Origin of the sequence: Mycobacterium sp. 1245805.9 (genome assembly GCF_001672915.1) — a bacterium.
Lineage (GTDB): Bacteria > Actinomycetota > Actinomycetes > Mycobacteriales > Mycobacteriaceae > Mycobacterium.
Genome location: NZ_LZKR01000156.1, coordinates 1 through 22,472 on the forward strand (window position 1 = coordinate 1; position 22,472 = coordinate 22,472).

Sequence of the window (22,472 nt, forward strand, 5' to 3'; positions counted from 1 at the left end):
CCCGCGCCCGCCGCCGCCCCCCCCCCCGCCCCCCGCCCCACCGCCTAGACCGGCGGCCGCCGGCGGCCCGCCGGCGTTGGGGCCCGGCGCCGCGACCGGCGGGGGCGTCGGAGCGACCGGACCCGGGGCCACCTCCGGCCCCGGCGGCGGCGGCGGAATCGGCACCTGCGGCGGGTTCAGACCGATCACCGGCGAGGGGCCCTCGTCGTAGGCGTTCGGCGGCCCGGGCGGGGTCTGCAGGGTCGACTGCACGGGCGGAATGTTGGGCCCGCCCATGAGCTCGGCCAGCGACTCGGGCGTCATGAGCCCTTGCGTGATCGGTCCCACCTGCTGCCCCTGCATGCCGGGGGCCACGATCCACCCGTGTTCGGTGTTGCGGTGCGACGTCGGCGTATCCGGGGACCAGATGCCGGGGACGGTGGTGTCCTTATATCCGTTCGGCGGATGCAGGCGCGGCTCGGAGTAGGCCACGTCCTTGGGCAGCGTCTCGGCCGTGCTGGCTATGTTCAGGCCGAACGGCAGGTAGTTGAACTTGATCGCGTCGAGGATCGGCGCCAGGTACTGCGCGCACAACTCGGCGGACTCCTGGTAACCCAGCCGGCTGCCGGCCTGGATCGAGCTGCAGATGAACTGCATCGGGTTGGCGAAGTTGGTGATCGCCGGGACGGCCACCACCGACCCGTGCGTCGGGTGATAGATCTGGTTGATGTTCGCCGCGGCCGTCGGCAGGACGTGCAGCGCTGTCTCCAGCCCGTTCAGCGGATCCGGTTGCAGCAGCGCGTTCGTCGCCGTCGCCAGGTTGTTGACGTCGTGGGTCAGCACCTCGCGGTTCTGGTCCAGCCAGGGCCGCACCGTCTTGAGCAGGCCGTCGAACTGCTGTATGGCGTCGGCCAGGGCGCCGTCCGAGCTCGCGAGCCGCCCGGTGAAATCCGCCAGGTTCTCGTTCAGCGCGACGAACTGCCGGTCGTCCTGGTGCAGCGCGTTGACGAACAGGGCCAGGCTGCGCACCACCGCGAAGAAGTCGCCGCGACCCTCGTTGAGCGCGGTCAGCGCCTGCGACAGGCTGTTCAGCGTCGTGTTGAACTCCTTGCCCTTGCCGGCCAACCCGTTCGCGTAGGACTCGATGACCTCACCGAACGGACCCTTGGGCTGCTCTTGTGTGGGGCCCAGCTTGGAGATGATGTTGGTGATGCTGTTGCGCAGTTCGTCCCACTCCACCGGCACCTGGGTGCGGTCTTCGGGGATCACCGCGTTGTCGGCCAGCACCGGGCCGCCCTTGTAGGCCGGCTCCAGCTGGATCGCGCGCGAGGCCACCAGGGTGGGGTTGAGGATCACCGCCGACGCGCTGGCCGGCACCTTGTACTTGTTCTGGTAGTGGAAGGTGACCTTCATCTTGTCGCCGGCCGGCTCGATCTTGTCGATCGCGCCCACCCGCAGCCCCATGATCTGCACCTTGTCGCCGGCGTAGAGCGCGTTGGCGGCCGGGAAGTAGGCCACGACGGTGTTGTTCGTCAGCTTCTGGTACAGCCGCCAGCCGGCGTACCCGAGAACCAGGGCCAGCACGATCGCCAGCGAGCCGATGATCACCGACGTCCTCGACAGCCTCGGCAGCCGGATGTTGCGAACATCAAAGATGGTGCTCAATTCTGGCTACCTCCCGTGATGCCGCTGCCTCCCGTGCCGCCGGGGTTGATGAACGGCGCCGGCAGCTGGACCCCGGGCCCGGGGGGTGCCGGCGGTCCGGGCGGCAGGGCCGGCGCGAACGTCGACGGCGGCGGCGTCGGGCCGGCAGGTCCCAGGTTCTCGGTGCGCGCACCCGGCGGCGCCTGCGGCGGCAGCGGGACGGGGGTGCCGGGAACGTTGGGCGGCGGGTCACCCGGGCGCCCGGCGATGTTGATGCCCGGGGTGGGCGGCAGCCCGTCGGGATTGGGCGGCGACGTCAACACGTCGGTCGGCGCCGGGAAGCCGACCCCACCGAACGGACCGATGCCGGCACCCGCACAGGGCAACGGGTTCCACGGCCGCGGCAGACCCTCGTCGCCGACGGTGACGTTGCCGCCGGGGTTCGCCGGCGTGTACGAGCACGGCGAGCCGGGCGGGACGGCCGGACCCGGGTGGTCGGGCGTGCCCTCCAGCACCGGCGGCGCCGGCGGCGGCGCGCCGTTGGGCTGGCGGGTGCCGTTGGGGTCGGGCCACCGGAATTCCGGCAGACCCGCGCTGCGCCAGAAGTTCTCCGGGTCGATGCCGCGCTTCTTGAACGCGGCGTCGACGAACGGTTGCACGATCTGACCGGGGAACAGGTTGTGCAGCACCACCTTGAAGAACGGCCCCGACGCGATGGCCTCGTTGAGCGACGGGAGGAACTTGCCGACCTCGGTGAAACCGGCGGCGAGATCGTCCTTGCGCTGGACCAGGATGTCGCTGACGGTGCGCAGCTGCTCGAGCACGTGGTTCAGGTTGGGGTTGTCGTTGATGAACCCTTTGATCTGTTCGGAGAAGGCCGCGATGTTCGCGAGCAACGCGTTGATGGCCTGGCCGCGCTCGTTAAAGGCGGCCAGCAAGATCTTGGTGTTCACCAGTAGCCGGTCGACCTGGTCGGCGCGGTCACCCAGGATGCTGGCCACCTGGTTGGACTGGGCGAGCAGGTGCTTGATCTGCTCGTCGCGCTTGCCGATCGTGTCGGAGAACTTGGCCACCCCGTCGAGCGCGGCGCTCAGGTGCGGATAGGTCTGGTCGATGGTCTCCGACAGCACGTGCAACGACTGCTTGACCGTGTCGATGTCCCACCCGCTGGCGGCCTTCGTCACGTCGAAGAACGCGTCATAGATCTGATAGGGCGTGGTGCTTTGGCCGATCGGCAGCGAGTCACCGGGTCGCAGCTGCTTGTTGCCCCGGTTCTCGATCTCGAGGACCTTCTTGCCCAGGATGGTGTCGGTCTTGATCGCCAGCCGGCTCTCGGTGCCGATGCTCTCGGTGCCGATGTTGAACTTGATCAGGACGTGGTCGCCGTCGATGTCGAGGGCCTCCACCTTGCCGACGTCGAAGCCGGCGATGCGCACCTTGTCGCCCCGGGTCAGACCGCCGGAGTCGGTGAACTGCCCGTAGTAATGCGGCTTGGCCATCAACATGGGCACGCTCGTGAAGCTCTGCCCGACGCCGATGACCAGGAGCGTGACCAGGATGCCCATCACGCCGATGCGCATCCGGTTGGGGGGTTCCAGCGTTCTCATTGCGGCGTGCACCTGCCCGTCGGCTGGTTGAACAGCTTGACCGTCCGAATGGGGCCACCGGCCTGCAACCCGTTGATCTTGAGCGTGATGTCGCAGGCATAGAAGTTGACGAAGTCACCGTACGAACCGATGGTGCGCCCGATCATGTTCAGCGCAGTCGGCACCTTGTGGATGAAGTCGTTCAGCTGCTCGCGCTGATCGATGAGCGGCTGCTGAACGGCGTCCAGGTAGTTCAGCGTGCTGTGCAGCAGCCCCCGGTCCTCGGCCAGCAGGTCGGTCACCGTGCCCGCGGCGTTGCTGATGTGCGCGGTCCCGCCCGCCAGCTGCTCGCTGTGGCCCTTCAGCCCGGTGATCAGGACCTCCAGGTTGTTGACGGTCTGATCGAATTGCTGGCGATGCCGAACCGTGGTGTCCAGCACGATGTTCAGGTTCTTGACCACCTCGCCGATCGCCTGGTCACGCTCGCCGAGCTGGTTGGTCAGCTGCGCCGTCTGGTCGAGGATGTCGTTGATGGTGCCGCCCTGACCCTGGAACACAGTGACCAGCGCCGTCGCGATGGTGTTGACCTTCTGCGGGTCCAGCGCCCTAAACAGCGGCTTGAACCCACCGATCAGCGCGTCGAGGTCAAGGGCCGGCGACGTGCGCGACGCGGGGATGAATCCGCCCGGGGGCAGGACCCGGTCGGCGCCCTCGCCCTCGCCGCGCTTGAGCTCCAGGTACCGGTTTCCGATCAGGTCGAGGTAGCGGATCTGGGCCGTCGTCGACTGATACAGCGGGATCGAGCGGTCGACGTTGAAGTCCACCCGCGCCCGCCTGCCGCCGTCCACCAGCTTCACCGAGTCGACCTTGCCGATCTCCACCCCGGAGGCGCGCACGAACTGGCCCTGCCGCAGACCGCTGACGTTGGTGAACTCCGCCGAGTACTTGTTGGTGCGGTCGAACCGCATCTGGCCGAACACCACGACGATCATCACAGTGAAGACCAGCAGCACCAGCGAGAAGATGCTGAGTCGGACGATGGTACCGGTGATTTTCATGGGTTGATCGTGTTATCCCCTACCTGGCGGCCCCAGACGTACTCGATCGCATACGGCGAACCGGTGTCGAGGTGGTTGTACGGCGCGATGCTGTTGCCGGAGTCCATCACCAGCTCGGGTGCGGGCCAGAGGTCATGGGTGATGTGCTGCCAGCAGCCGGGCGCGCCCCCCGGTCCGCCGCGCCCATTCACCCGGGGCAGGTTCTCCGGCCAGATGTACGGGTTGGGCGCCCCACCGATCAGCGTGGCGATGTTGCCCAGGCCCGCCAGTCCCTGGGTGGGCAGCGCGAAGATCCCGATCAGGCCGACGAGGGTGATCGCCGACACCGGGTTGAGGAGCAGGCCCAGCCCGGAGAGCAGCTTCGTGTCGGCGTTGAGCGAATAGCCGTTGCCGCCGAGGAACGTCCGCGCGACGGGTTCGATGTCGTGGTAGTTGCGGACCGTGCAGAACAGCTCCGGGCTGTAGGTGTCCAGCAGCTCGGCCGTCGGCACCAGGTCCTTGGACCCGCGCGCCAGGTAGGGCCCGCCGCGCTCGAAGATGTCGGCCCCGGTGTTGCCGAACCCGGCGGCCGACAGCAGCGCCTGATCCAGGTCCTTCTGCTGCGCGTTGATCGAGCGCGCGGTGACCACCGACTTGTCCAGGAAGTCGATCAGGTCCGGCGCCGCGTTGGCGTAGGTGTCGCCCAGGTTGGCCAGCTGCTGGATGTCGCGCCGCGCCTGCGGCATCTGCGGGTTGACGTCGTCGAGGATCGCGTTGGCGTTCACGATCGACTGCCCGACCCGGTCGCCCAGCCCCGCCAGCGATTGCGCGGCGGCGCTCAGCGTCAGGTTCAGCTTCACCGGATCCACCTGCTGCGCGATCTCGGTGATGGTCTGGAACAGCGTGTTGATCTCCGTCGTCACCGAGCGGGCGTCAATCACGGTCTGCGGCGTGATCCGTTGCGGCGACGGGTTTTTCGGCGTCGTCAGCGACACGTATTTACCGCCGAACACCGTGGTCGCCTTGATGTCGGCGTTCACGTTGGCCGGGATCAGCTTCAGGTAGCGCGGGTAGACATCCAAGTTGAACTTGGCCGCCGGCTTGCCGTCCTTGACGGTCTCCGAGATGTTGGCAACCCGGCCGATCTCCACGCCGTTGTAGGTCACCTTGGAGCCCGGGTCCATGACCAGCCCGGCCCGGGACGCCACCATCGTCAGGTGTTCCTTCTTGGTGAAGTCCCCCCGGAACTGCCCGTACACCAGGACGAGTGCCACGGCGGCGACGACGAGCAGCGCGACCCCCGCCAACTTGTACGGCGGGTTGCGGGGCGGGTTGACCTTGCCGGGCGCGCCTAGGGTGGTCATGGCTACACCGTCAACGCGAAGTTGGGGTTGACGCCGTAGAGCGCCAACGCGGCGGCCAAAACGACAACCTGCACCGACACCAGCGAAAACCGCATCGACCGGCCGACGGCCTCGCCCACGCCGACGGGCCCGCCGCCGGCGTTGTACCCGTAGAAGCAGTGGGTGATCATCACGACGGCCGTGATGAGGATGGCCTCCACGAACGACCAGAACACGTCGTCGGGGCGCAGGAACGTCCGGAAGTAGTGCTCGTAGGTGCCGTGCGACTGCCCGTACAGCACGGTCGTGGTGATCTGCGGGGAGAGGAACGACATGATCATCGCCAGCGAATAGAGCGGGATGATCACCACCAGCCCGGCCATGATGCGGGTGGTCGCCAGGAACGAAATCGACTTGATGCCCATGACTTCCAGCGCGTCGATCTCCTCGCTGATCCGCATGGCACCCAGCTCCGCGGTGGCGCCCGCGCCGACCGTGGCGGCCATCGAGATGCCGGTGACGACGGGCGCGGCGATGCGCACGTTGATCAGCGCGGCGAAGAACCCGGTGAACGCCTCGACGCCGATGTTGCCCAGCGAGGCGAACCCCTGGATGGCGACCAGGGAGCTACCGGACAACGTCACGAACCCGACGATCGCGACGGTGCCGCCGACGACGGCCATCGCGCCGGTGCCCATGCCGATCTGGGCGATGAGTCGCAGCGTCTCCTTGCGGTAGTTGCGCAGCGCGTGCGGGATGTGCCCGAGGGCCACCACACCGAACCAGGCCATCTGCCCGACGTCGTCGAGTCCGCGGCCGAAGGCACCGCCGTACCGGTTGACGTTCTCGACGGCCCGCGGGAAGCGGGCGCGCAACACCGCACCGGTCGACATGTCAGCGCCCCGTTCCGAATCGGACGCCGATGGTGGTCAGCACGACATTGACCGCGTACAGCGCGACCACGCAAAGCACCACCGTTTCGTTGACGGCGGTGCCCAGGCCCTTGGAGCCGCCGCGCACGGTCAGCCCGCGGAAGCAGCCGACCAGGCCGGCGATCAGGCCGAACATGGCGGCCTTGACCGTCGCGATGACCACCTCCGGCAGGCCCGTGATGGTGGTCAGGGTCGCCAGATAGGCCCCGCCCGACACGTTCTGCAGGTACACCCCGAACAGGTAGCCGCCCACCAGGCCGACGGTGATGACGAGGCCGTTGAGCAGCGTCGCGACCAGGGTCGCGGCGATCACCCGGGGCACCACCAGCCGGTGGATCGGGTCGATGCCGAGCACCTCCATCGCGTCGATCTCCTCGCGGATGGTGCGCGCACCCAGGTCGGCGCAGATCGCGGTGGACCCGGCGCCGGCGACCACCAGCACCGTGGTCAGCGGGCCGAGCTGGGTGACCGCGCCGATGGCGGCGCCCGCGCCGGACAGGTCCGCGGCACCGAACTGGGCCAGCAGCACGTTGAGGGTGAAGATCAGCAGCACGGTCAGCGGGATCGACACAAAGATGGTCGGCAGGAAAGCCACCCGCATGATGAACCAGCACTGCAGGACGAACTCGCGCCATTGGAAGGGCCAGCGGAACAGCGCCTTACCGGTGAGAACACACATCCGGAAGAACCCGCCGATGAGCGTCAGCGGCGTCTCCAACTGGTCGCGCAGGTAGCCGACCAGGTGTGGACGATCCGTCGTCGAAGTCACCGGCTCCCCCTCACCTCGACCTCGCGTGCCCCGGGGCCCGCAGCGAAACGAGTCGCACGCGCCGCCCCCTCTCCGTCCCGCGGTCGGGGACACCCCCAGCGCACCCCGACCATGTGTCTGTGACCATCGGCTCCCTACCCGCAAGTAGTAACGGAGACCACAGGAATGTACCCGATGGCCTTGAGCGTGTGAACTGCATCCGCACAATTAACCCTTCGTCAACAGCGGGCAAACGTTACAGCTTCCGTCAACCTTCCCCTCGTGTGGTCAAATCCCTTGCCGCGGAACCACTTTCGGTCATATTGACGCCCCCGTAGCGAACCCGTAGCTCAGTCTTGAGCACCTTCCCGGCCGGATTGCGGGGCAGTGCATCGACGATCTCGAGCGCCTTCGGATGCTTGTACCGCGCGAGCCGCTCGGCCAGGAACTCCTCTAAGTCCTCCAGCCGCGGCGGGTCGCCGGTGACCGCCGCGACCGCGATCGGCACCTCGCCCCACTTGTCGTGGGCCCGGCCGATGACGGCGACCTCGGCGATCTGGGGATGGCCGGCGAGGACGTTCTCGACCTCCGCACAGTAGATGTTCTCGCCGCCGGAGATGATCATGTCCTTCTTGCGATCCACCACCCAGACGTAGCCGTCCTCGTCCATCCGGACGAGGTCCCCGGAGTGGAACCAACCGCCGGCGAAGGCCTCCGCGGTGGCCTGCGGATTGTTCCAGTAGCCGCTCATCAATGTCGGTGCGCGGTAGACGATTTCGCCGACCTCGCCGACGGGGACGTCGTTCATGTTCTCGTCGACCACGCGCGCGGCGACGGTGGGGATCACCTTGCCCACCGAGCCGCGCTTCCGGATCGCGTCCTCGCCGAGCAGCATGCAGGTGACGGGGGACATCTCGGTCTGTCCGAAGGCGGCCAGGATCTGCGTCCCGGGGAACGTCGCCGACATCTCCCGCAGCAGCGCGTCGGTCGCCGGGGCGGCCCCCCACGACATCACCCGCAACCTCAGATCCCGGGGTCGCGCCCGCTGTTCCGCGCACACCGCCTGCCACTGCGCCGGAACCAGGAACAGGCCGGTCACCTTCTCCGCCGCCAGCACGTCGAGCAGCTGGCCCGGGTCGAACGCACCCAGCGGGTAGATCACGGTGGGGACGCCGAGCAACATCGACGTCAGCATGTTGCCGATGCCCGCGATATGGAAGAACGGGACGCCGACGAAACCGACGTCGCTATTTATATCGGCGCCCATGGTGTACAGCCCGGTCATCGTCTGGCCGGTCAGGTTGGCATGGGTCAGCACCGCGCCCTTCGGCCGGCCGGTGGTGCCCGAGGTGTACATGATCAGCGCCGGCGAATCGTTCGGGATGTCGACCGGCTCGCGCTCATCACCCGGCTCGTCGATGAGGTCCTCGTAGCCGAACAACCCTTCGTCCGTCGACGCGCCGGCGACCACGATGGTGTCGAGCATCGGCTGGATGTCGCGCACCCCGGTGGCCACCGGGGCGAGCACCGCCTCGGTGAGCAGCACCCGGGCCTCGCAGTCGTCGACCAGGAAGGCGATCTCGGCCGACGTGAGCCGGAAGTTGAGCGGGACCGCGATGGCCCCGAGCGAGTTGACGGCCAGGACCGACTCCACGAATTCGGTGCGGTTGAGCATCAGGATCATGACCCGGTCGCCGAACCCGACGCCCCGGCGACTCAACGCGTCGGCCAGCGCGGTGACCCGGTTGTGCAGGCCCTGCCAGGTGACCGTGGTGCCCAGGAACCGCAGCGCCGTCGCGGTGGGTTGCATCAGCGCGTGCCGCTCCAGTTGGTTGACCCAGTTCTGCCGCCGGGCCAGGTAGGGCTGCTCGGTGGCCTGGGTCAGATTGGCCAATTGCGCGGTCAACTGCTGTCTCCCCTTTACCTCACGCACCGCTTGCGACAGGTTGATATTTGATAAAACATGGTGTTACGTGGGTCACATTATGGCTTTAGTGCCGCTCTGACAAGACCAGAACAAGACCCGCCCAGCCCGCGAAACCCCTGGCAGCCCGCGTGAACGCACCGATGTCGATCCAGCCGAGGCCCCGGCGACCGCTGCGCCGGGCGCAGCTGTCCGACGAGGTTGCGGCCCACCTGCGCGCGGCGATCATGTCCGGGGCGTTGCGCCCGGGCACGTTCATCCGCCTCGACGAGACCGCGGCCGAGCTCGGGGTCAGCGTCACGCCGGTGCGCGAGGCCCTGCTGAAGCTGCGCGGTGAGGGCATGGTGCAGCTGGAACCGCACCGCGGCCACGTCGTGCTGCCGCTGAGCCGCCAAGACATCCGGGACATCTTCTGGCTGCAGGAGACGATCGCCCGGGAGCTGGCCGCCGCCGCCACCGACCACATCACCGACGCCCAGATCGACGAGCTGCACCGCATCAACAACTCGCTCGAAGCGGCCGTCGGCGCCGGCGAGCCCGCCACCATCGCGGGCCTCGAGTTCGCTTTTCACCGCGTCTTCAACCAGGCCAGCGGCCGGATCAAGCTGGCCTGGTTCCTGCTCAACGCCGCGCGCTACATGCCGACCGAGGTATACGCGGCGGATCCCGAATGGGGCGCGGCCACGGTCGCCCACCACCGGGAGCTGATCGCGGCGCTGCGCCGACGCGACGCGGACGCCGTGATCGAGCACACCGTCTGGCAGTTCACCGACGCGGCTGCCCGGCTCACCGTGATGCTGAACCGCGCGGGAAGCTTCGACTGAGTCGGCTGACAAATGTCCGCCCCGCAACGGTCAGTGTGAGCTGACGGTTTTCGGTGTGTATTGGCGGCGCGATTCCGGCGATTTTCCCGCCCAGGAGTAACACCCAAAGCCCTCAATGCACACTCAAGTGACCGTGCGGCGCGCTCGCGACGCGAGCGCTACCCCGTGGCGATCGCGAGGGCGGCGTAGCCGGGCGAAGCGGGTCGCCACGATCTAGCTCAGCCCAGCTGCTCGGCGCGCTGCTTGAGGTTCTCGGCGAGATGGTCGAGCACGTTGCCGGCCATCGACTTCACCATCGGCGCGGGGACCGGCAGCGTCGTCTCGACGTCCATGTCCACCGTCAGCAGGCTAGCCGCCCCGGTCTCCACCACACTGAACAGCTGCTCCTGCTTGGAGAACAGGTCGCCCTGCTGCAGGACGGTCTGGATCTGATTTTCGCCCGGGTAGTAGATCGCCTGGATGAACGTGGCCTGCATGCCCTGGTAATCGGCGTCCAGCCGCACCTGGCTGGGGCGCCCGTCGTCGTAGCGGGCGAGCACCCACAGGCCCTTGATCTCCTCGTTCCACTCCGGGTAGCGCTCGAAATCGGCGACGATGCCCATGATCGCCGCGGCGTTGGCGCTGACCTCGACGGTCTTGCTCAAAACTGGCACCCGCGAAGCATATCGGGCGACCCGCCGCGCTATTGATCCACGCAGGCCGTCGCCAGCAGCGAGCGGATGGTGTCGGGAATCGGCACCGGCTTGCGGCTGGTCCGGTCGACGTAGACGTGCACCCAGTGCCCCAGCGCGGTGATCGGTTGCGGTCCTTCGCCCGACCGGAACACGCCGAGCCGGTAGGTGACGCTGCTGCGGCCGAGGCGGGTCACCGCGAGGCCCACCGCGAGGCCTTCCGGGAAATGCCGTTCGGAGAAGTAGCGGCAGCCCGACTCGGCGACGATGCCCAGCGCGGGCGTCCCGAGCGGGTCGACGCGGACGCTGGTGTTGATCCACGCGTTGATCGCGGTGTCGAACAGCTGGTAGTACACCGCGTTGTTGAGGTGGCCGAACATGTCGTTGTCGGCCCACCGGGTTCCCACCGGCCATAAGACCGGGAAGTCGGCGCTGGTGAGGTTCTCCGGCGGAGTCGAGGCCATTGGTCTACCAGTACCGCATGGCCTGCCGGAACAGGTCCCCGAGAACCGGTTTGGTCATCTCCCGTGGGGCGTTCTGCAGCAGGCGCTGCTGGGGGTAGGCGCTCTCGGTCAGGGCCGCCGCGTCGTCCTCGGTGTAGCCCACCCCGCCCAGTCCGTTCGGCATGCCCACGGCGCGCATGATCCGGATGAGTTCGTCGGTGAGCACCTCGCCCGCGTCCTCGGCGCCGGCGCCCCGGGTCTCGGCGCCGAGCAGCCACGCCCCCTCCAGGTGCCGCTCCGGGTTCGCCTGCGCGGTGAAGCGGAACGACGACGGCGCGTTGAGGATGACGGCCATGCCGTGCGGCACCAGCGGCTCGTCGGGTGGGTAACCGGCGGGGCGGAAGTCACGGACCAGCCCCGCCACCGCGTAGGCCATGCCGTGCGGCGCGTGGACGCCGGCGTTGCCGAACGCGATGCCGGCAAGCGTTGCGGCCCACATCATTTGCTCGCGGGCCTCGCTGTCGGAGGCGTCGCGCGTCGCGCGTTCCAGATACCGTCCCAGCAGGCGCAGCGCCTCGCGGCAACCCAGGTCGCTCCACGGGTTGGCGCCCTGGCTCATCGGTCGCAGGCTGGGCCGCTCGGGTGCGCGCCGCCGCACGTAGGGCCGCGCGGTGTAGGACTCCAGGGCGTGGGACAGCACGTCGAGGCCCGCCGACGCGACGACCTCGGGCGGCAGGCTGGCGGTGCAGTCGGGGTCGACGAGGGCCTCGGTGGGGCGCAGCGCGTGAGATGCGATGCCCGTCTTGGCCTTCAGCGACACCAGGTCGAAGATCGCGATGCCGGTCACCTCGCTGCCGGTGCCCGCCGTCGTGGGACAGGCGATGTGCGGCTTGAGCGGGCCGGGAATGGGCTTGCCCTCGCCGATCGGCGCATTGACGTATGCGAGAAAGTCGGCGGGATGGGTGGCATACAGGTTGGCCGCCTTGCAGGTGTCGATCACGGAGCCGCCGCCCAGCGACACGTAGCCGTCGGGGTTGCACTCCTGCGCGAAGCGGGCCGCATCGGCAAACGACGCGTCGGTGGGCTCGACGTGCACGTCGGTGTAGGTGATGACGTCCAACCCGGCCGCGACGAGCGAGTCGCGGGTCGTGGCGAAGACGGGCAGCCCGGCGACGCCGGCGTCGGTGAACAACGCCACCCGACGCAGCCCGAGGGCGCGCGCCCTGTCGCCCACCTCCGCGAGGCAGCCGCGCCCGAAGGTCACTCGTGACGCGTCGACGGTGAAGGCCCCGTCGCAGTCCTCGGCGGGAATCGGGAATCCGCAGCACGCCATCCGTGCCATCCTAGGTCGATCAGGTTGACCACCCGCGCCGCAGGGCCTCGCCCTGCAGGGCGAACAACCGCTCGGAGTCCGACCAGTCCGGCAGCAGCGAATCGAAGCCGTGACAGGTCCGGGGGAACACGTGCAATTCGGCGGACACCCCGGCGCGCAGCAGCTGCAACGCGTAGTCCACGGCTTCGTCGCGAAAGGGATCGATCTCCGCACAGGTGATCAAAGCCGGTGGCAGGCCGGCGAATTGGCCGCGGCGGGCGGGCACCGCGGCCGACAGCCCGGCGGCGGGCCCAAGGTAATGGCGCCACATCAGCTCGGCGGCCTCGCTGTCGAAGGCTGGGCTGGTGCAGAACTCGGCCTTGGACGCGGTTTCCCGATCGTCCAGCACGGGCTGGTGCAGCAGCTGGAACGCGACCGCGGGCAGCGAACCGTCCGCGGCGCCGTGCGCCAGGCACGCCGCCAGGGTGGCGCCGGCGCTGCTGCCCCCGACGGCCAGGCGCGCCGGGTCGACGGCCAGTTCGGCCGCGGTCGCCGCCACCCAGCGCAGCACGGCGATCGCGTCGTCCAGCGCGGCCGGGTAGGGATGCTCCGGCGCCAACCGGTAGTCGACCGACACGACAGTGCAGCCGCCGCGGCTTGCCAGCTCGATGCACTGGCGGTGATCGGTGTCCAGGTTTCCCAGCGCGAAGCCGCCGGCGTGGCAGTAGACGATCACCGGCGCCGGATTCGCTTCGCCGCCATGGTAAATACGCACCGGCACGTAGCCGGAGTCCGTCGCCACCTTGTCGTCGACGATCCGCACGCCCCGGGCGTCGGTGCGCTCGGCGGCCTCCCGGCGGCGCTGGTTGAACGGCTCGCGGATGAGCCCGATCGAGGCGGCGGAAAAGTCGGTGCGCGTGGTCGCGACTGCCTGCAGAGCGGGATCCAGCCGCTCGAAGCCGTCCAACCCGACCGGTTCCGTCATCGAGCCGGCGCCTGGAAGGTGAAGTCGGCGGGCCTGAATCTGCGCGTCATCCCCCAGAAGCTACGCGCGCTGCGCGGCCACTGCGTCACCACGCGCCCGTTGGGGGCGCGGAAGTAGTTGCTGCACTGGGTGGTCCACACCGTGCCGACCATCCAGCGGTCGACCTTGGCGACGAACGCCGCCAGCGCGGCGGGCCGCACCGCGACGTACGTCTTGCCCCGGCGCCGCATGTGTTTCAGCGCGCGCACGATGTAGCGGGCCTGGGCTTCGAGCATGAAGATCACGCTGTTCGAACCGACGTTGGTGTTCGGTCCGTAGAGCATGAAGAAGTTGGGGAATCCGGGGACGGCCATGCCGAAATACGCGTGGGCCCCGTCGCGCCACACCTCGCGCAGCGTCGTGCCACCCTCGCCGGACACATCCAGCTCTCCCAGGTAGTCGGCCGCGGCGTAGCCCGTCGCGCACACCACGACGTCGACGTCGCGTTCGGTGCCGTCCTCGGTGACCAGGCTGCGCGCGCGCAGGCAGCGCGCCGGGCTGTCCAGCACCTCGACGTTCGGGCGGGTCAACGTGGGCAAGTAGTCCGAGGAGAACACCAGTCGCTTGCAGCCCATCGGATGATCCGGGGTGAGCTTGCGGCGCAATTCCTCGTCGGGGACGGTCTTTTCGAGCATGTCCAGCGCGATCGCCTTGAACTCCTCGGTCTTTTCGCTGCCGTGCTCGATCACCGAGATGTTGGACTCGCTGCGCAGCCACAGCCGCGTGCGGTACAGCCTCTTGGCGAACGGTATGTGGGCGAACAGCCAGCGTTCCCGTACGGTGTAGGGCCGGTCGGGCTTGGGCAGGATCCACGTCGGTGACCGCTGCACCGAGTACACCTTGTCGGCCACCTTGGCCAGCTCCGGAAGCAGTTGCGAGGCCGTCGATCCGGTGCCCAGCACCGCCACCCGGGTGCCCTCGAGCGGGACCGAATGGTCCCATCGGGACGAGTGCATCAGCGTGCCGGTGAACGGCTCCTCCTGCACCAGCTCCGGGAACAGGGGGCGGGTGAACAGCCCCACGGCGGACACCACGATGTTGAAGTGGTGCGTTTCGCCGGCGGCCGTGGTCAGGCACCACCGCTGGGCGTCCTCTTCCCAACGCGCCGAGACGATTTCGGTGCGCAACCTCAGGTGTGGGCGCAGGCCGTACTTGTCGGCGCACCGCTGGAAATACTCCAGGATCTCGGGCTGCGCCGGCCACAGCCGCGACCAGTCCGAGTTCAGGTCGAACGAGTAGGAGTAGAGGTGCGACTTGACGTCACACGCCAGCCCCGGATAGGTGTTGATCAGCCAGGTGCCGCCGACGTCGTCCTCGCGGTCGAAGATGGTGAAGTCGTGGAAGCCGGCTTGGGCCAACAGGATTCCCAGCGCCATGCCGCCGGGTCCGGCACCGATGATGCCGACCGACAGGCTCATTGGATCTGCAGGCATTGCCCACCGTCGACGACAAGTTCGGCGCCCGTGATGAACGAGGCTTCCTCGGAGACCAGAAACGCCACCGCGTCGGCGATCTCGGTCGGTTGGCCGATCCGCCCGAACGCCGACGACGCGGCCAGCCGCAGCTGGGTGGCGTCGTCGAGCATCGGGGTCGCGACGGGCCCGGGAAACACCGCGTTGACGCGGATGCCGAACGGGGCCAATTCGGCCGCGGCGTTTTGGGTCAGGCCCCGCAGCGCCCATTTGGAGGAGCCGTAGGCGGCGTGCCGGGGGAAGGGGCGGATCGCCCCGGTGCTGCAGATGTTGACGATGGACGCGTTCGTGGCCGCGCGCAGCTGAGGGAGCGTCGCCTGGATGCCGAGGAAGGCGCCGAAACAGTTGATCCGCCAGGCGCTTTCGAAGCCCTCGGCGGTCTCGTCGGCCAACGAGGCGCGGTGCAGCGCGCCGGCGTTGTTGACGAGCGCCGTCAGCGACCCGAAGCGCTCGACGGCCGTGCGGACGGCCGCCTCCCACTGCTCGGGCGAAGTGACGTCGAGCGGGATCCCGATCACCTCGTCGTCACCCAATTCGTCGACCGCGGCGGCGAGTTCGTCGGCGCGCCGATCGCAGGCGGCCACCGCATGGCCGGCCGAGCGCAGCCGCTTGGCCATGGCCCAGCCCTGTCCGCCGGCGGCGCCGGTCACCAGTGCGACGCGTCGGCTCACGATGACGACACCTCGGGGCTGTCGGACAGGCCGCGGCTGGTGACGAATTGGCACCGGCGGCGCGAAAAGCGCCAGCGGCCGTCGGCGCGGACCAGCTCATCGTCGTACAAGGCGGGCCGCAGGTGCAGGTCACCCGCCCTGACGAACAGCACCTGCGACCGGGCCGTCGCGGTGTCGCCATTCACGTCGATGCGCGAGACCCCGGTCAGGTGCAGGCCGCGCGGCGCGTCCCGGAACATATTGCGGATCGCGTCATGCCCGTCGAAAGACTTTCCATAGACCAGGAATTGGGCGTCCGCGGTGAAGAGTTGGACGCATTCATCCCCATCGCCGGCATCCAGCGCCAGCGCGTAGGCGGCAATGAGTTCGCGTATTGCGGTCTCGGTCACTGTTCGCGAGCCTCGCGCAGGTGTTCGGCCGCGCCGCGCCGCAGGGCCTGCGATTCCGCGGTCAGGGTGATCATCCGGATTCCCAGCCTTGCCATGGCGTGACCCGTCTTGCCGTCCCCGGCGTGGATGCCGGTGATGAGGCCCGCCTCGGTGGCGGCGCGATGTATTTGGACTATCGCGTCCAGCACGGCCGGATGCTTGGTCGCACCAACAATATCCACGCCCATCGACAGGGCCAGGTCGGCGGGCCCGATGTACAGCCCGGCCAGCCCTTCGACGGCGCAGATCTCGTCGAGGCCGGACAGCGCCGCAGCGGTCTCGATCATCGCGAACACGCTCACCCGGGACTCCAGCGCGGCGGTGTCGTGGCCCAGGCTGGCGCGCAGCGGGCCGAAGCTGCGGACGCCCGCCGGCGGGTAGCGGGTGGCCGCCACCGCAGCGGCCGCCTCGTCCGCCGACTCGATCATCGCGATGACGACAGCGTCGGCCCCCGCATCGGCGACCCGCCCGATCGGCGCCGCGTCGGCGTTGGGCAGCCGCACCGCCGTGCCGATCGGCACGTGCTCGAGGCGCCGCAGCATGCCGGCGATGTCCGCGTCGTCGATGTAGCCATGCTGGGCGTCGAAGCCGACGTAATCGTAACCGGCCCTGGCGAATTCCTCCGGACCGAGCGCCGTGGGTCCCGTGATCCAGCCGCCCCAGATGGGGGCTCGGTCGCCGTCGAAGACGCTCACTCGGCGATCGCGATCTTGATCCGCTCGGGCGCGGGCCGGCAGGCCAGGTCGAAGGCGCCCTGCACGTCGTCCACGCCGAAGGTGTGGGTGAGGTAGGTGCCGAGCAGCTCGGGATGCTCGTCGGCGAACTTGGCCGCGGTGTCCAGGACCCGCCGCCGGTCCAGGGTCACACCGGATTTCAGCGTCAGGTTGTTGCGCAGCATCAGGCGCATGCTGATCGGGTAGGCCTCGTCGTCGGCCACGCCGAAATAGAACACAGTGCCGCCGGGCGCGGTGGCCTCGATGGCGTGCACGAGGGTGGCCACCTGGTGCCCGACGGCTTCGATGACGACGTCGGCGCGGTCGCCGGGGGCCAGCTGGCTCACCCAGCGGTCGCTGGTCGCGTGCACCGGGTCGTCGACGCCGAATGCCGTTGCGTGGCTTGTGCGGTCGACGGGGTCGACGCCGGTGACGCGCCGGGCGCCCGCGGCCTTGGCCACATAGGAGAACAGCAGGCCGATGGAGCCCTGGCCGATGATCGCGACATGCCGGCCGGCCAGGTCGGGCAGCTGTTCGCAGGCATAGAGCACGCACGCCAGCGGTTGCAGGCCGATCGCCTCCGCCGGGCTGAGCGCCGGGTCGTAGGGCGCCAGCATGCTGCCGTCGCTGATCACGCGTTCCATCAGGCCGTCGAACCCGGATGCCCAGCCCACCACCCGGTCGCCGGGGCGATGATCCGGGTGACGGCTGGCGATCACCTCGCCGGCCACCTCGTGGATCGGGAACCCGTCCTTTTCGGCGGCGCTTGGCCCGTCGTCGCCGGGCAGCCGGCCCCTGTTGCCGCGGAAGGCCGGCAGGTCACTGCCGCAGACGCCGGCGGCCGAAAATCGTAGCAGGACTTGGCCTTCGGTCAGCTGATCCGGCGTCTTGTCGGGGATCGACGTCCGCTCGAACTGGTAGGGGGCGATGATCCGGTAGGACCACACGTCAGACCTCCACCGGGATCTTGTTGTATCCCCACTGGAAGCTGGACGGCAGCCGGGTGGCGGCGTCGCCCCGGATCGCGAAGTCGGGCACGCGGCGCAGCCATTCGGTCAGCAGCACATCGATTTCCAGCCGGGCCAGGTGGTAGCCGATGCAGAAGTGCTGGCCGCGGCCGAACGCCAGGGCACGGCGGATCGGCCGGTTCCACACGAATTCGTCGGGGTTCTCGTACTCCCGCTCGTCGCGGTTCGCGGACGCGAGCAGGGTGATGACGCGCTGGCCGGGCCGGATGGTCTGGCCGTGAATTGTGTACGGCTTGCGGGCCGTTCGGGCGAACCACTGCGCTGGTGCGCAATAGCGGATCATCTCCTCGCGCGCGATCGGCACGTTTGTGGTCGGGTCGGCGCAGACCGCGGCCATCTGGTCGGGCCGCTGGCTGAGCTCCCACAGTCCGTGGGCGACGATCTTGGGCACCGTCTCCGTCCCGCCGATGAAGATGCACAGCATCTGGGTGGCGACCTCGACGTCGGACAGCGAACTTCCGTCGGGCAGGCGGTAGCCCAGCAGGCCGTCGACGACCGGGAGCGCGTCCCCGGACCCGGACCGGCGGCCCTCGACCACGGGTGTCAGGAATTCGAGGTAGTTGGGCCGCGCCTGCGCGGTGTCGACGCCCTCGCCGGGCTCGGCCAAACTGCCGGCGTTGACCGCGGCCAGCACCTGGGGTGCGAGATCGTCGGGCAGGCCCAGCAATCCGCACACCATCGAAGCGGCGACGATGCCGCCGTACTCCTGGGTCAGGTCGAACAAGCCCCGTGGCAGCAGCTCGTCGAGGCGCTCGTTGGCCAGCGTGCGGATCCGGGCCTCCAGCCCGGCGACCGACCTCGGACGCAGCGGCTGGAAGTGCGCGCGCCGGATCTCGGCGTACAGGTCGGTGTCGAAGACGGCATGAAACGGCAGCGGGTGCAGTGGCGGGTCGTCGAGCGGCCCGTCGTTGTGCCGAGCCAGCACCGACGCCGGGGGCAACGTGCCTTCCGTCGCGACGAACGTTCCGTCGTTGACCTCGAGCACCTGCCAGATGTCCTCGAAGCGCGACAGCGCGTAGGTGTCCCACTGCGGCATGTAGTAGACCGGGTGCTCGTCGCGCAGGATCCGGTAGTACGGCAACGGGTTTGCCATCACTTCCGCGTCGAACGGGTCGTACGAAAAGCTCACTGCAGTGGCGAGGGGGGTAGGGCCTGCAGTATCGAGTCCTCCCAGCCGTCGCGCAGCGCCGGCGCCACGCTCATCCAGGTGACGAGCTCGGCGGGTGGGGTCTCCTTGAACGACGGGTAATGGTTGGCGAAGCACTCCCAGCCGCCGTCCAGCACCCAGTAGTGGATGACCTCGTTGTAGCGGAAGGTCGTCGTGAACGAACCCAGCCACCGCTTGCCGGTGCGCTCCGACCAGGGGACGTAGAGCCGCTCGAGCTCGCGGATGTAGTCGTCCTGGCGCCCCGGCTTGGTCTGCATGATCTCCTGAATGACCAGCGCCGCACCGAAATTCGACTCGCGCAGCTGGGCCAGCGTTTTGTTGCTCGGCCCCGGGTACATGATCCGCCCCTCGCCCGAGGCGCCGATGCCGGCCAGGAATTCCGACCATTTGCCGGCCGCGACCTCATGGCTGCCGCCGCGCGCCTGGGCGGCGGCGATCCTGGCGTAGTCGGTGAATCCGTCGATCTCCCAGATGATCGTGACCTGTGGCCAGTGGCCGTTGTACGCGGTGGTCTCCCAGATGGCGAACAGCCGTGCGCCGAGCTCGTCCATCATCGGCTGGTAAGTGCCGGTGAACGTTTCGGTAAAGGCGTCGCTGCGCCCTGATCCCAGTGAGATCGTCTCGTGCAGGTAGAGCAGGGTGTGGCCGTAGTACTTTTTCATGGGCTAATAGAGCCGCGAGTTGGCTGCCATGTCGCAGAGCAGCGGCTCGGTGGGATCGACTGAATCGCAGGGCAATCCCGCCGCCGCAAGCGCGTAGCCCTTGAATCGGCGCGCCGCCGCGCTGAGCACGTGTTGCGTCCGGGTCATCGCACGGTCGACGCCCAGGGGCCAGCCGTCGCCCCACAGCGCGACCTCGGTCCACCGGTCGTCCAGCGACTCGAGCACCTTTTCCCGCACGCCCGCGTCGGCGGCGAACGCCTCGGCGCTGACCGCCAGGCTCTGGCTTCTCGACGCGGCGAGGGCCGGCCGCGCCTCGCCGTCGAATGCCTGCACGCCGAGGATCCGCAGGGAGTGCGCATCGCCGCCGTGTGGCAGCAGCGCGGTCACCTCCCAACCGGCCATCACCCGGTCGTAGAGCCACCCCCCGGCCGATTGCACGACGTCGGCGGCGCTGGCCGCGAAGACGTCCAGCCGATACCGCAAGCACTCGCCGTCCGCGCGGATCGTTCGTGCGGGGCCGACCCGGCGGTGGTGGCTGATGTCGAACGTTGGAGTGACCATCGTTGGTGTTTCCTGGGGCGCTCGTCGTGGGCTGCTGTCACCGGACAGCGTGACACTTCGAGCGAAATTTGTAAAGGCGCCCGGCGGGCTTCAGGACCCCCGCCGGGCCTTGAGCTCGGCCAGAACCTCGTCGGTGTGCTGACCCAGTTCCGGCGCCACGGAGCGCGGCGCCCACGGCGTGCCGTGGAAGTCCGCCGGCGTGGCAACCATGGTGACGGCGGCTTGTCCGTCCGGCACGTCGACCAGGCCGCCCGCGGCGTGGAACTGCTCGTCGGCGACCACGTCCTCGAGCGCGTTGACCGGCGACCAGAAGAAATCCGGTTCGCCCGCGAAGACCTCCGCCCACTCGTCGAGCGACTTGGTCGCGAAGATCCGGTCCAGCTCGGCGACCAGCGCCACGGCGTTGACGGCGCGGGCCCCGGCGTCGGCGAATCGGGGATCGTCCAGCCACTCGGGTCGGCCGACGGCGCGGCACAGCGGCGGCCAGTGCCGCTCGACGTCGAGCCCGACGATCCAGAACCGCCGCCCGTCGCCCGCCGCGTAGTTGTTCATGGCGGGGTTGCCCATCTGCTCGCGTTGCCCGACCGCGATCGGTTGGCCGGTCAGCAGGTAGGTGTTGAGGTCGAAGCTCACGGTGTAGGCGCCCTGGCGGTACAGCGAGGTGGTCACCAGTTGGCCCGCGCCGGTGCGGTCGCGGGCGACCAGGGCCGCGCACACGGCTGCGGCCAGGGTCATGCCGGCCGAGTGGTCGCCCATGCCGCCCCGCTGGAACGGCGGGGTGTCGCCGGGCCGGGTGAGCAGGTGAGCCAGGCCGGCGCGCGCCCAGAACGCCGCGATGTCGTAGGCGGCGCGGTCGGCGTCGGGCCCGGTCTCGCCGTACCCGGTGATCAGGCCGTAGACGAGGCGGGCGTTGCGCTCGGACAGCGTCGCGTAATCCAGGCCTAGGCGCCGCAACGCGCCCGGGCGCACATTGGTGATGAAAACGTCCGCGTCGGAAAGCAATTCGAGCGCGGTGTCGCGATCGGCCGCGGCGGTGAGGTCCAAGACGACGCTGCGCTTGGATCGGTTGTCCATTTCGAACGGCGGGTTGACCCCGAGATCGCAGCCCAGCATCCGGCCGAACATGCGACCCGGGTCACCGGCCGGCGGCTCGATCTTGATCACGTCGGCGCCCCAGTCGGCCAGGATCCCGGCGGCGGCCGGTCCGGCCACCCAGACCCCGAGTTCGACGACTTTGATGCCTTCCACCGGTCCGGCCATGGGTAAGTTCCTACCCTGTCGCCAACCGGACCGCACGCATCCCCGTGCCGGGAGCGTCAGCTCGCGAGCCGCTGGTACGCGAACGGGCCGTCGTGGTCGAACTCGGCGCGGTTGGCGTTGACGTAATCGGCGATGGTCATCGGCTTGTGGCCGCTGATGACCTCGACAAGGTTGTTCTCGCCGGCGAAAATCCCGTCCTGATAGTCCTGGGCGACGCTGCTGATGTGCTGGACGAAGAAGTCCGTCCGGCCCTGGGCGGTGAGGGCGGCCGCAAAGGCGGGGATGTCGACCGGCTCGTAGTGCACCGGGATCCCGAGCGTGTCGGCGATTTCCCCGGCGATGCCGTAGTGGTCGAGCTCGTGGTCGCCGACGAGCGGGTAGACCTGGCGGTCGTGTGGCGCAGGATTTTGCAGGATCGCCGCGATCACCCGAGCTTGGTCGAGCCCGGAGATCGGGGCGTGTCGTCCGGTGCCGAACGGAAGCCGCAGGACGCCCTGGTTGTCGCCGCGCTGCCATTGCCATTTCAGCCATTCGGCGAAGAACGTCGGCCGCAGGTGGGTGGTCTTGAAAGCGGCGCGATCGAGCAGTCGCTCGGCCAGCCAATGCTGCTGGGCTGCATTGCTTTTCGCGTCTCGTCGAGCGGATATCTGCGACATGTTGACCACGGCGCCGACGCCGGCCTCGCTGGCGGCCTGGGCAAAGATCGCGGTGGCGGGAAGCAGAGTGCCCGGGGCGATCGGGTAGCAGAAGTACGCGGCGTCGACACCGGCCATGGCCGAGCTGACGGAGCGGAAGTCCAGCAGGTCGCCCTCGACGATCTCGGCGCCGAGGGCGGCCAGTGCGTCGGACCGGTGGTCAACGCGGTGCACGAAGGCGCGGACCCGGTGGCCCGCATCGAGCAGGATTTTCACGCTCGGCGCCCCGGTGTTGCCTGTGGCGGCGGTGACGAGGAACAGCTGATCCGATGGCATCCTTTGCCTCCATTGCTGAGTAACGATAACGTTAGTAAGATGTAAGCACGTGCTGCTGGATAACGCAAGCG

General features: G+C 68.8%; 22 protein-coding genes. 1 reads left to right on the forward strand and 21 read right to left on the reverse strand.

All coding sequences use genetic code 11. The features are described from left to right. The 7 genes from A9X00_RS20755 to fadD5 all read right to left on the reverse strand — a co-directional run. On the reverse strand, nucleotides 1–1,644 hold a 1,644-nt coding region (locus A9X00_RS20755), incomplete at its 3' end, for a virulence factor Mce family protein (RefSeq protein ID WP_156772211.1). Next, the gene (locus A9X00_RS20760; protein WP_067157737.1) at nucleotides 1,641–3,230 is read right to left on the reverse strand and encodes a virulence factor Mce family protein; all 1,590 of its coding nucleotides are present in this window, start codon (nucleotides 3,228–3,230) and stop codon (nucleotides 1,641–1,643) included. The genes A9X00_RS20760 and A9X00_RS20755, both read right to left, overlap by 4 nt. Further along, nucleotides 3,227–4,267: a virulence factor Mce family protein gene (locus A9X00_RS20765; RefSeq protein WP_067157740.1), complete on the reverse strand. Its 1,041-nt coding sequence runs from the start codon at nucleotides 4,265–4,267 to the stop codon at nucleotides 3,227–3,229. The genes A9X00_RS20760 and A9X00_RS20765 overlap by 4 nt, the downstream gene beginning before the upstream one ends. Beyond that, nucleotides 4,264–5,610, reverse strand: a complete 1,347-nt coding sequence (locus tag A9X00_RS20770; protein ID WP_067157743.1) for an MCE family protein — start codon at nucleotides 5,608–5,610, stop codon at nucleotides 4,264–4,266. Before A9X00_RS20770 ends, A9X00_RS20765 begins: the two co-directional genes overlap by 4 nt. Nucleotides 5,611–5,612: 2 nt before the next feature. Further along, complete coding sequence (locus tag A9X00_RS20775; RefSeq protein WP_067157746.1) at nucleotides 5,613–6,482, reverse strand: ABC transporter permease; 870 nt, start codon at nucleotides 6,480–6,482, stop codon at nucleotides 5,613–5,615. Nucleotide 6,483: 1 nt separating this feature from the next. Continuing rightward, nucleotides 6,484–7,290: an ABC transporter permease gene (locus A9X00_RS20780; RefSeq protein ID WP_067157750.1), complete on the reverse strand. Its 807-nt coding sequence runs from the start codon at nucleotides 7,288–7,290 to the stop codon at nucleotides 6,484–6,486. A 247-nt stretch (nucleotides 7,291–7,537) separates the two neighbouring features. Further along, nucleotides 7,538–9,175, reverse strand: coding sequence for a fatty-acid--CoA ligase FadD5 (gene fadD5 / locus A9X00_RS20785; RefSeq protein ID WP_067157753.1), 1,638 nt, complete (start codon nucleotides 9,173–9,175; stop codon nucleotides 7,538–7,540). 161 nt (nucleotides 9,176–9,336) lie between these two features. Here fadD5 and A9X00_RS20790 point away from each other — a divergent pair, with 161 nt between their 5' ends. Further along, nucleotides 9,337–10,017, forward strand: a complete 681-nt coding sequence (locus A9X00_RS20790) for a GntR family transcriptional regulator (RefSeq protein ID WP_197515223.1) — start codon at nucleotides 9,337–9,339, stop codon at nucleotides 10,015–10,017. Between the two features lie 218 nt (nucleotides 10,018–10,235). Here A9X00_RS20790 and A9X00_RS20795 read toward each other — a convergent pair whose 3' ends face one another. From A9X00_RS20795 to A9X00_RS20860, 14 genes are all read right to left on the reverse strand, one after another. Beyond that, nucleotides 10,236–10,670: an SRPBCC family protein gene (locus tag A9X00_RS20795; RefSeq protein ID WP_067157759.1), complete on the reverse strand. Its 435-nt coding sequence runs from the start codon at nucleotides 10,668–10,670 to the stop codon at nucleotides 10,236–10,238. Nucleotides 10,671–10,699: 29 nt separating this feature from the next. Beyond that, entirely contained in the window at nucleotides 10,700–11,152 is a 453-nt protein-coding gene (locus A9X00_RS20800) for a thioesterase family protein (RefSeq protein WP_067157762.1), read from the reverse strand. Nucleotides 11,153–11,156: 4 nt separating this feature from the next. Then, on the reverse strand, nucleotides 11,157–12,464 hold the full coding sequence (locus A9X00_RS20805) for a hydroxyacid-oxoacid transhydrogenase (protein WP_067157765.1): 1,308 nt from the start codon (nucleotides 12,462–12,464) through the stop codon (nucleotides 11,157–11,159). 19 nt (nucleotides 12,465–12,483) lie between these two features. After that, nucleotides 12,484–13,428, reverse strand: coding sequence for an alpha/beta hydrolase (locus A9X00_RS20810; RefSeq protein WP_067157768.1), 945 nt, complete (start codon nucleotides 13,426–13,428; stop codon nucleotides 12,484–12,486). Further along, on the reverse strand, nucleotides 13,425–14,900 hold the full coding sequence (locus tag A9X00_RS20815; protein ID WP_067157771.1) for an NAD(P)/FAD-dependent oxidoreductase: 1,476 nt from the start codon (nucleotides 14,898–14,900) through the stop codon (nucleotides 13,425–13,427). The genes A9X00_RS20810 and A9X00_RS20815 overlap by 4 nt, the downstream gene beginning before the upstream one ends. Next, on the reverse strand, nucleotides 14,882–15,610 hold the full coding sequence (locus A9X00_RS20820; protein WP_082975414.1) for an SDR family NAD(P)-dependent oxidoreductase: 729 nt from the start codon (nucleotides 15,608–15,610) through the stop codon (nucleotides 14,882–14,884). The genes A9X00_RS20815 and A9X00_RS20820 overlap by 19 nt, the downstream gene beginning before the upstream one ends. Further along, on the reverse strand, nucleotides 15,607–15,999 hold the full coding sequence (locus tag A9X00_RS20825; protein ID WP_067157774.1) for a nuclear transport factor 2 family protein: 393 nt from the start codon (nucleotides 15,997–15,999) through the stop codon (nucleotides 15,607–15,609). Before A9X00_RS20825 ends, A9X00_RS20820 begins: the two co-directional genes overlap by 4 nt. Continuing rightward, entirely contained in the window at nucleotides 15,996–16,733 is a 738-nt protein-coding gene (locus tag A9X00_RS20830) for an HpcH/HpaI aldolase/citrate lyase family protein (protein WP_067157776.1), read from the reverse strand. The genes A9X00_RS20825 and A9X00_RS20830 overlap by 4 nt, the downstream gene beginning before the upstream one ends. Then, nucleotides 16,730–17,698, reverse strand: coding sequence for a zinc-binding dehydrogenase (locus A9X00_RS20835; RefSeq protein ID WP_067157780.1), 969 nt, complete (start codon nucleotides 17,696–17,698; stop codon nucleotides 16,730–16,732). The genes A9X00_RS20830 and A9X00_RS20835 overlap by 4 nt, the downstream gene beginning before the upstream one ends. Nucleotide 17,699: 1 nt before the next feature. Further along, nucleotides 17,700–18,908: a cytochrome P450 gene (locus A9X00_RS20840; protein WP_067157784.1), complete on the reverse strand. Its 1,209-nt coding sequence runs from the start codon at nucleotides 18,906–18,908 to the stop codon at nucleotides 17,700–17,702. Next, nucleotides 18,905–19,609 carry an NIPSNAP family protein gene (locus tag A9X00_RS20845; RefSeq protein ID WP_067157786.1) on the reverse strand — a complete coding sequence of 235 codons (705 nt, stop codon included), beginning with the start codon at nucleotides 19,607–19,609 and terminating at the stop codon, nucleotides 18,905–18,907. The genes A9X00_RS20840 and A9X00_RS20845 overlap by 4 nt, the downstream gene beginning before the upstream one ends. 3 nt (nucleotides 19,610–19,612) lie before the next feature. Beyond that, nucleotides 19,613–20,170, reverse strand: coding sequence for a hypothetical protein (locus A9X00_RS20850; RefSeq protein WP_067157789.1), 558 nt, complete (start codon nucleotides 20,168–20,170; stop codon nucleotides 19,613–19,615). A 90-nt stretch (nucleotides 20,171–20,260) separates the two neighbouring features. Then, nucleotides 20,261–21,430: a CaiB/BaiF CoA-transferase family protein gene (locus A9X00_RS20855; RefSeq protein WP_067157792.1), complete on the reverse strand. Its 1,170-nt coding sequence runs from the start codon at nucleotides 21,428–21,430 to the stop codon at nucleotides 20,261–20,263. 56 nt (nucleotides 21,431–21,486) lie between these two features. Further along, complete coding sequence (locus A9X00_RS20860; protein ID WP_067157795.1) at nucleotides 21,487–22,401, reverse strand: NAD(P)H-binding protein; 915 nt, start codon at nucleotides 22,399–22,401, stop codon at nucleotides 21,487–21,489. Between the last annotated feature and the right edge of the window lie 71 nt (nucleotides 22,402–22,472).

Bases quoted from the DNA above. Each gene is read 5' to 3' on its own strand.
- A9X00_RS20760 (WP_067157737.1), bottom strand. From the start codon at position 3,230: ATGAGAACGCTGGAACCCCCCAACCGGATGCGCATCGGCGTGATGGGC.
- A9X00_RS20765 (WP_067157740.1), bottom strand. From the start codon at position 4,267: ATGAAAATCACCGGTACCATCGTCCGACTCAGCATCTTCTCGCTGGTG.
- A9X00_RS20770 (WP_067157743.1), bottom strand. From the start codon at position 5,610: ATGACCACCCTAGGCGCGCCCGGCAAGGTCAACCCGCCCCGCAACCCG.
- A9X00_RS20775 (WP_067157746.1), bottom strand. From the start codon at position 6,482: ATGTCGACCGGTGCGGTGTTGCGCGCCCGCTTCCCGCGGGCCGTCGAG.
- A9X00_RS20790 (WP_197515223.1), top strand. From the start codon at position 9,337: ATGTCGATCCAGCCGAGGCCCCGGCGACCGCTGCGCCGGGCGCAGCTG.
- A9X00_RS20800 (WP_067157762.1), bottom strand. From the start codon at position 11,152: ATGGCCTCGACTCCGCCGGAGAACCTCACCAGCGCCGACTTCCCGGTC.
- A9X00_RS20805 (WP_067157765.1), bottom strand. From the start codon at position 12,464: ATGGCGTGCTGCGGATTCCCGATTCCCGCCGAGGACTGCGACGGGGCC.
- A9X00_RS20810 (WP_067157768.1), bottom strand. From the start codon at position 13,428: ATGACGGAACCGGTCGGGTTGGACGGCTTCGAGCGGCTGGATCCCGCT.
- A9X00_RS20815 (WP_067157771.1), bottom strand. From the start codon at position 14,900: ATGCCTGCAGATCCAATGAGCCTGTCGGTCGGCATCATCGGTGCCGGA.
- A9X00_RS20845 (WP_067157786.1), bottom strand. From the start codon at position 19,609: ATGAAAAAGTACTACGGCCACACCCTGCTCTACCTGCACGAGACGATC.
- A9X00_RS20850 (WP_067157789.1), bottom strand. From the start codon at position 20,170: ATGGTCACTCCAACGTTCGACATCAGCCACCACCGCCGGGTCGGCCCC.
- A9X00_RS20855 (WP_067157792.1), bottom strand. From the start codon at position 21,430: ATGGCCGGACCGGTGGAAGGCATCAAAGTCGTCGAACTCGGGGTCTGG.
- A9X00_RS20860 (WP_067157795.1), bottom strand. From the start codon at position 22,401: ATGCCATCGGATCAGCTGTTCCTCGTCACCGCCGCCACAGGCAACACC.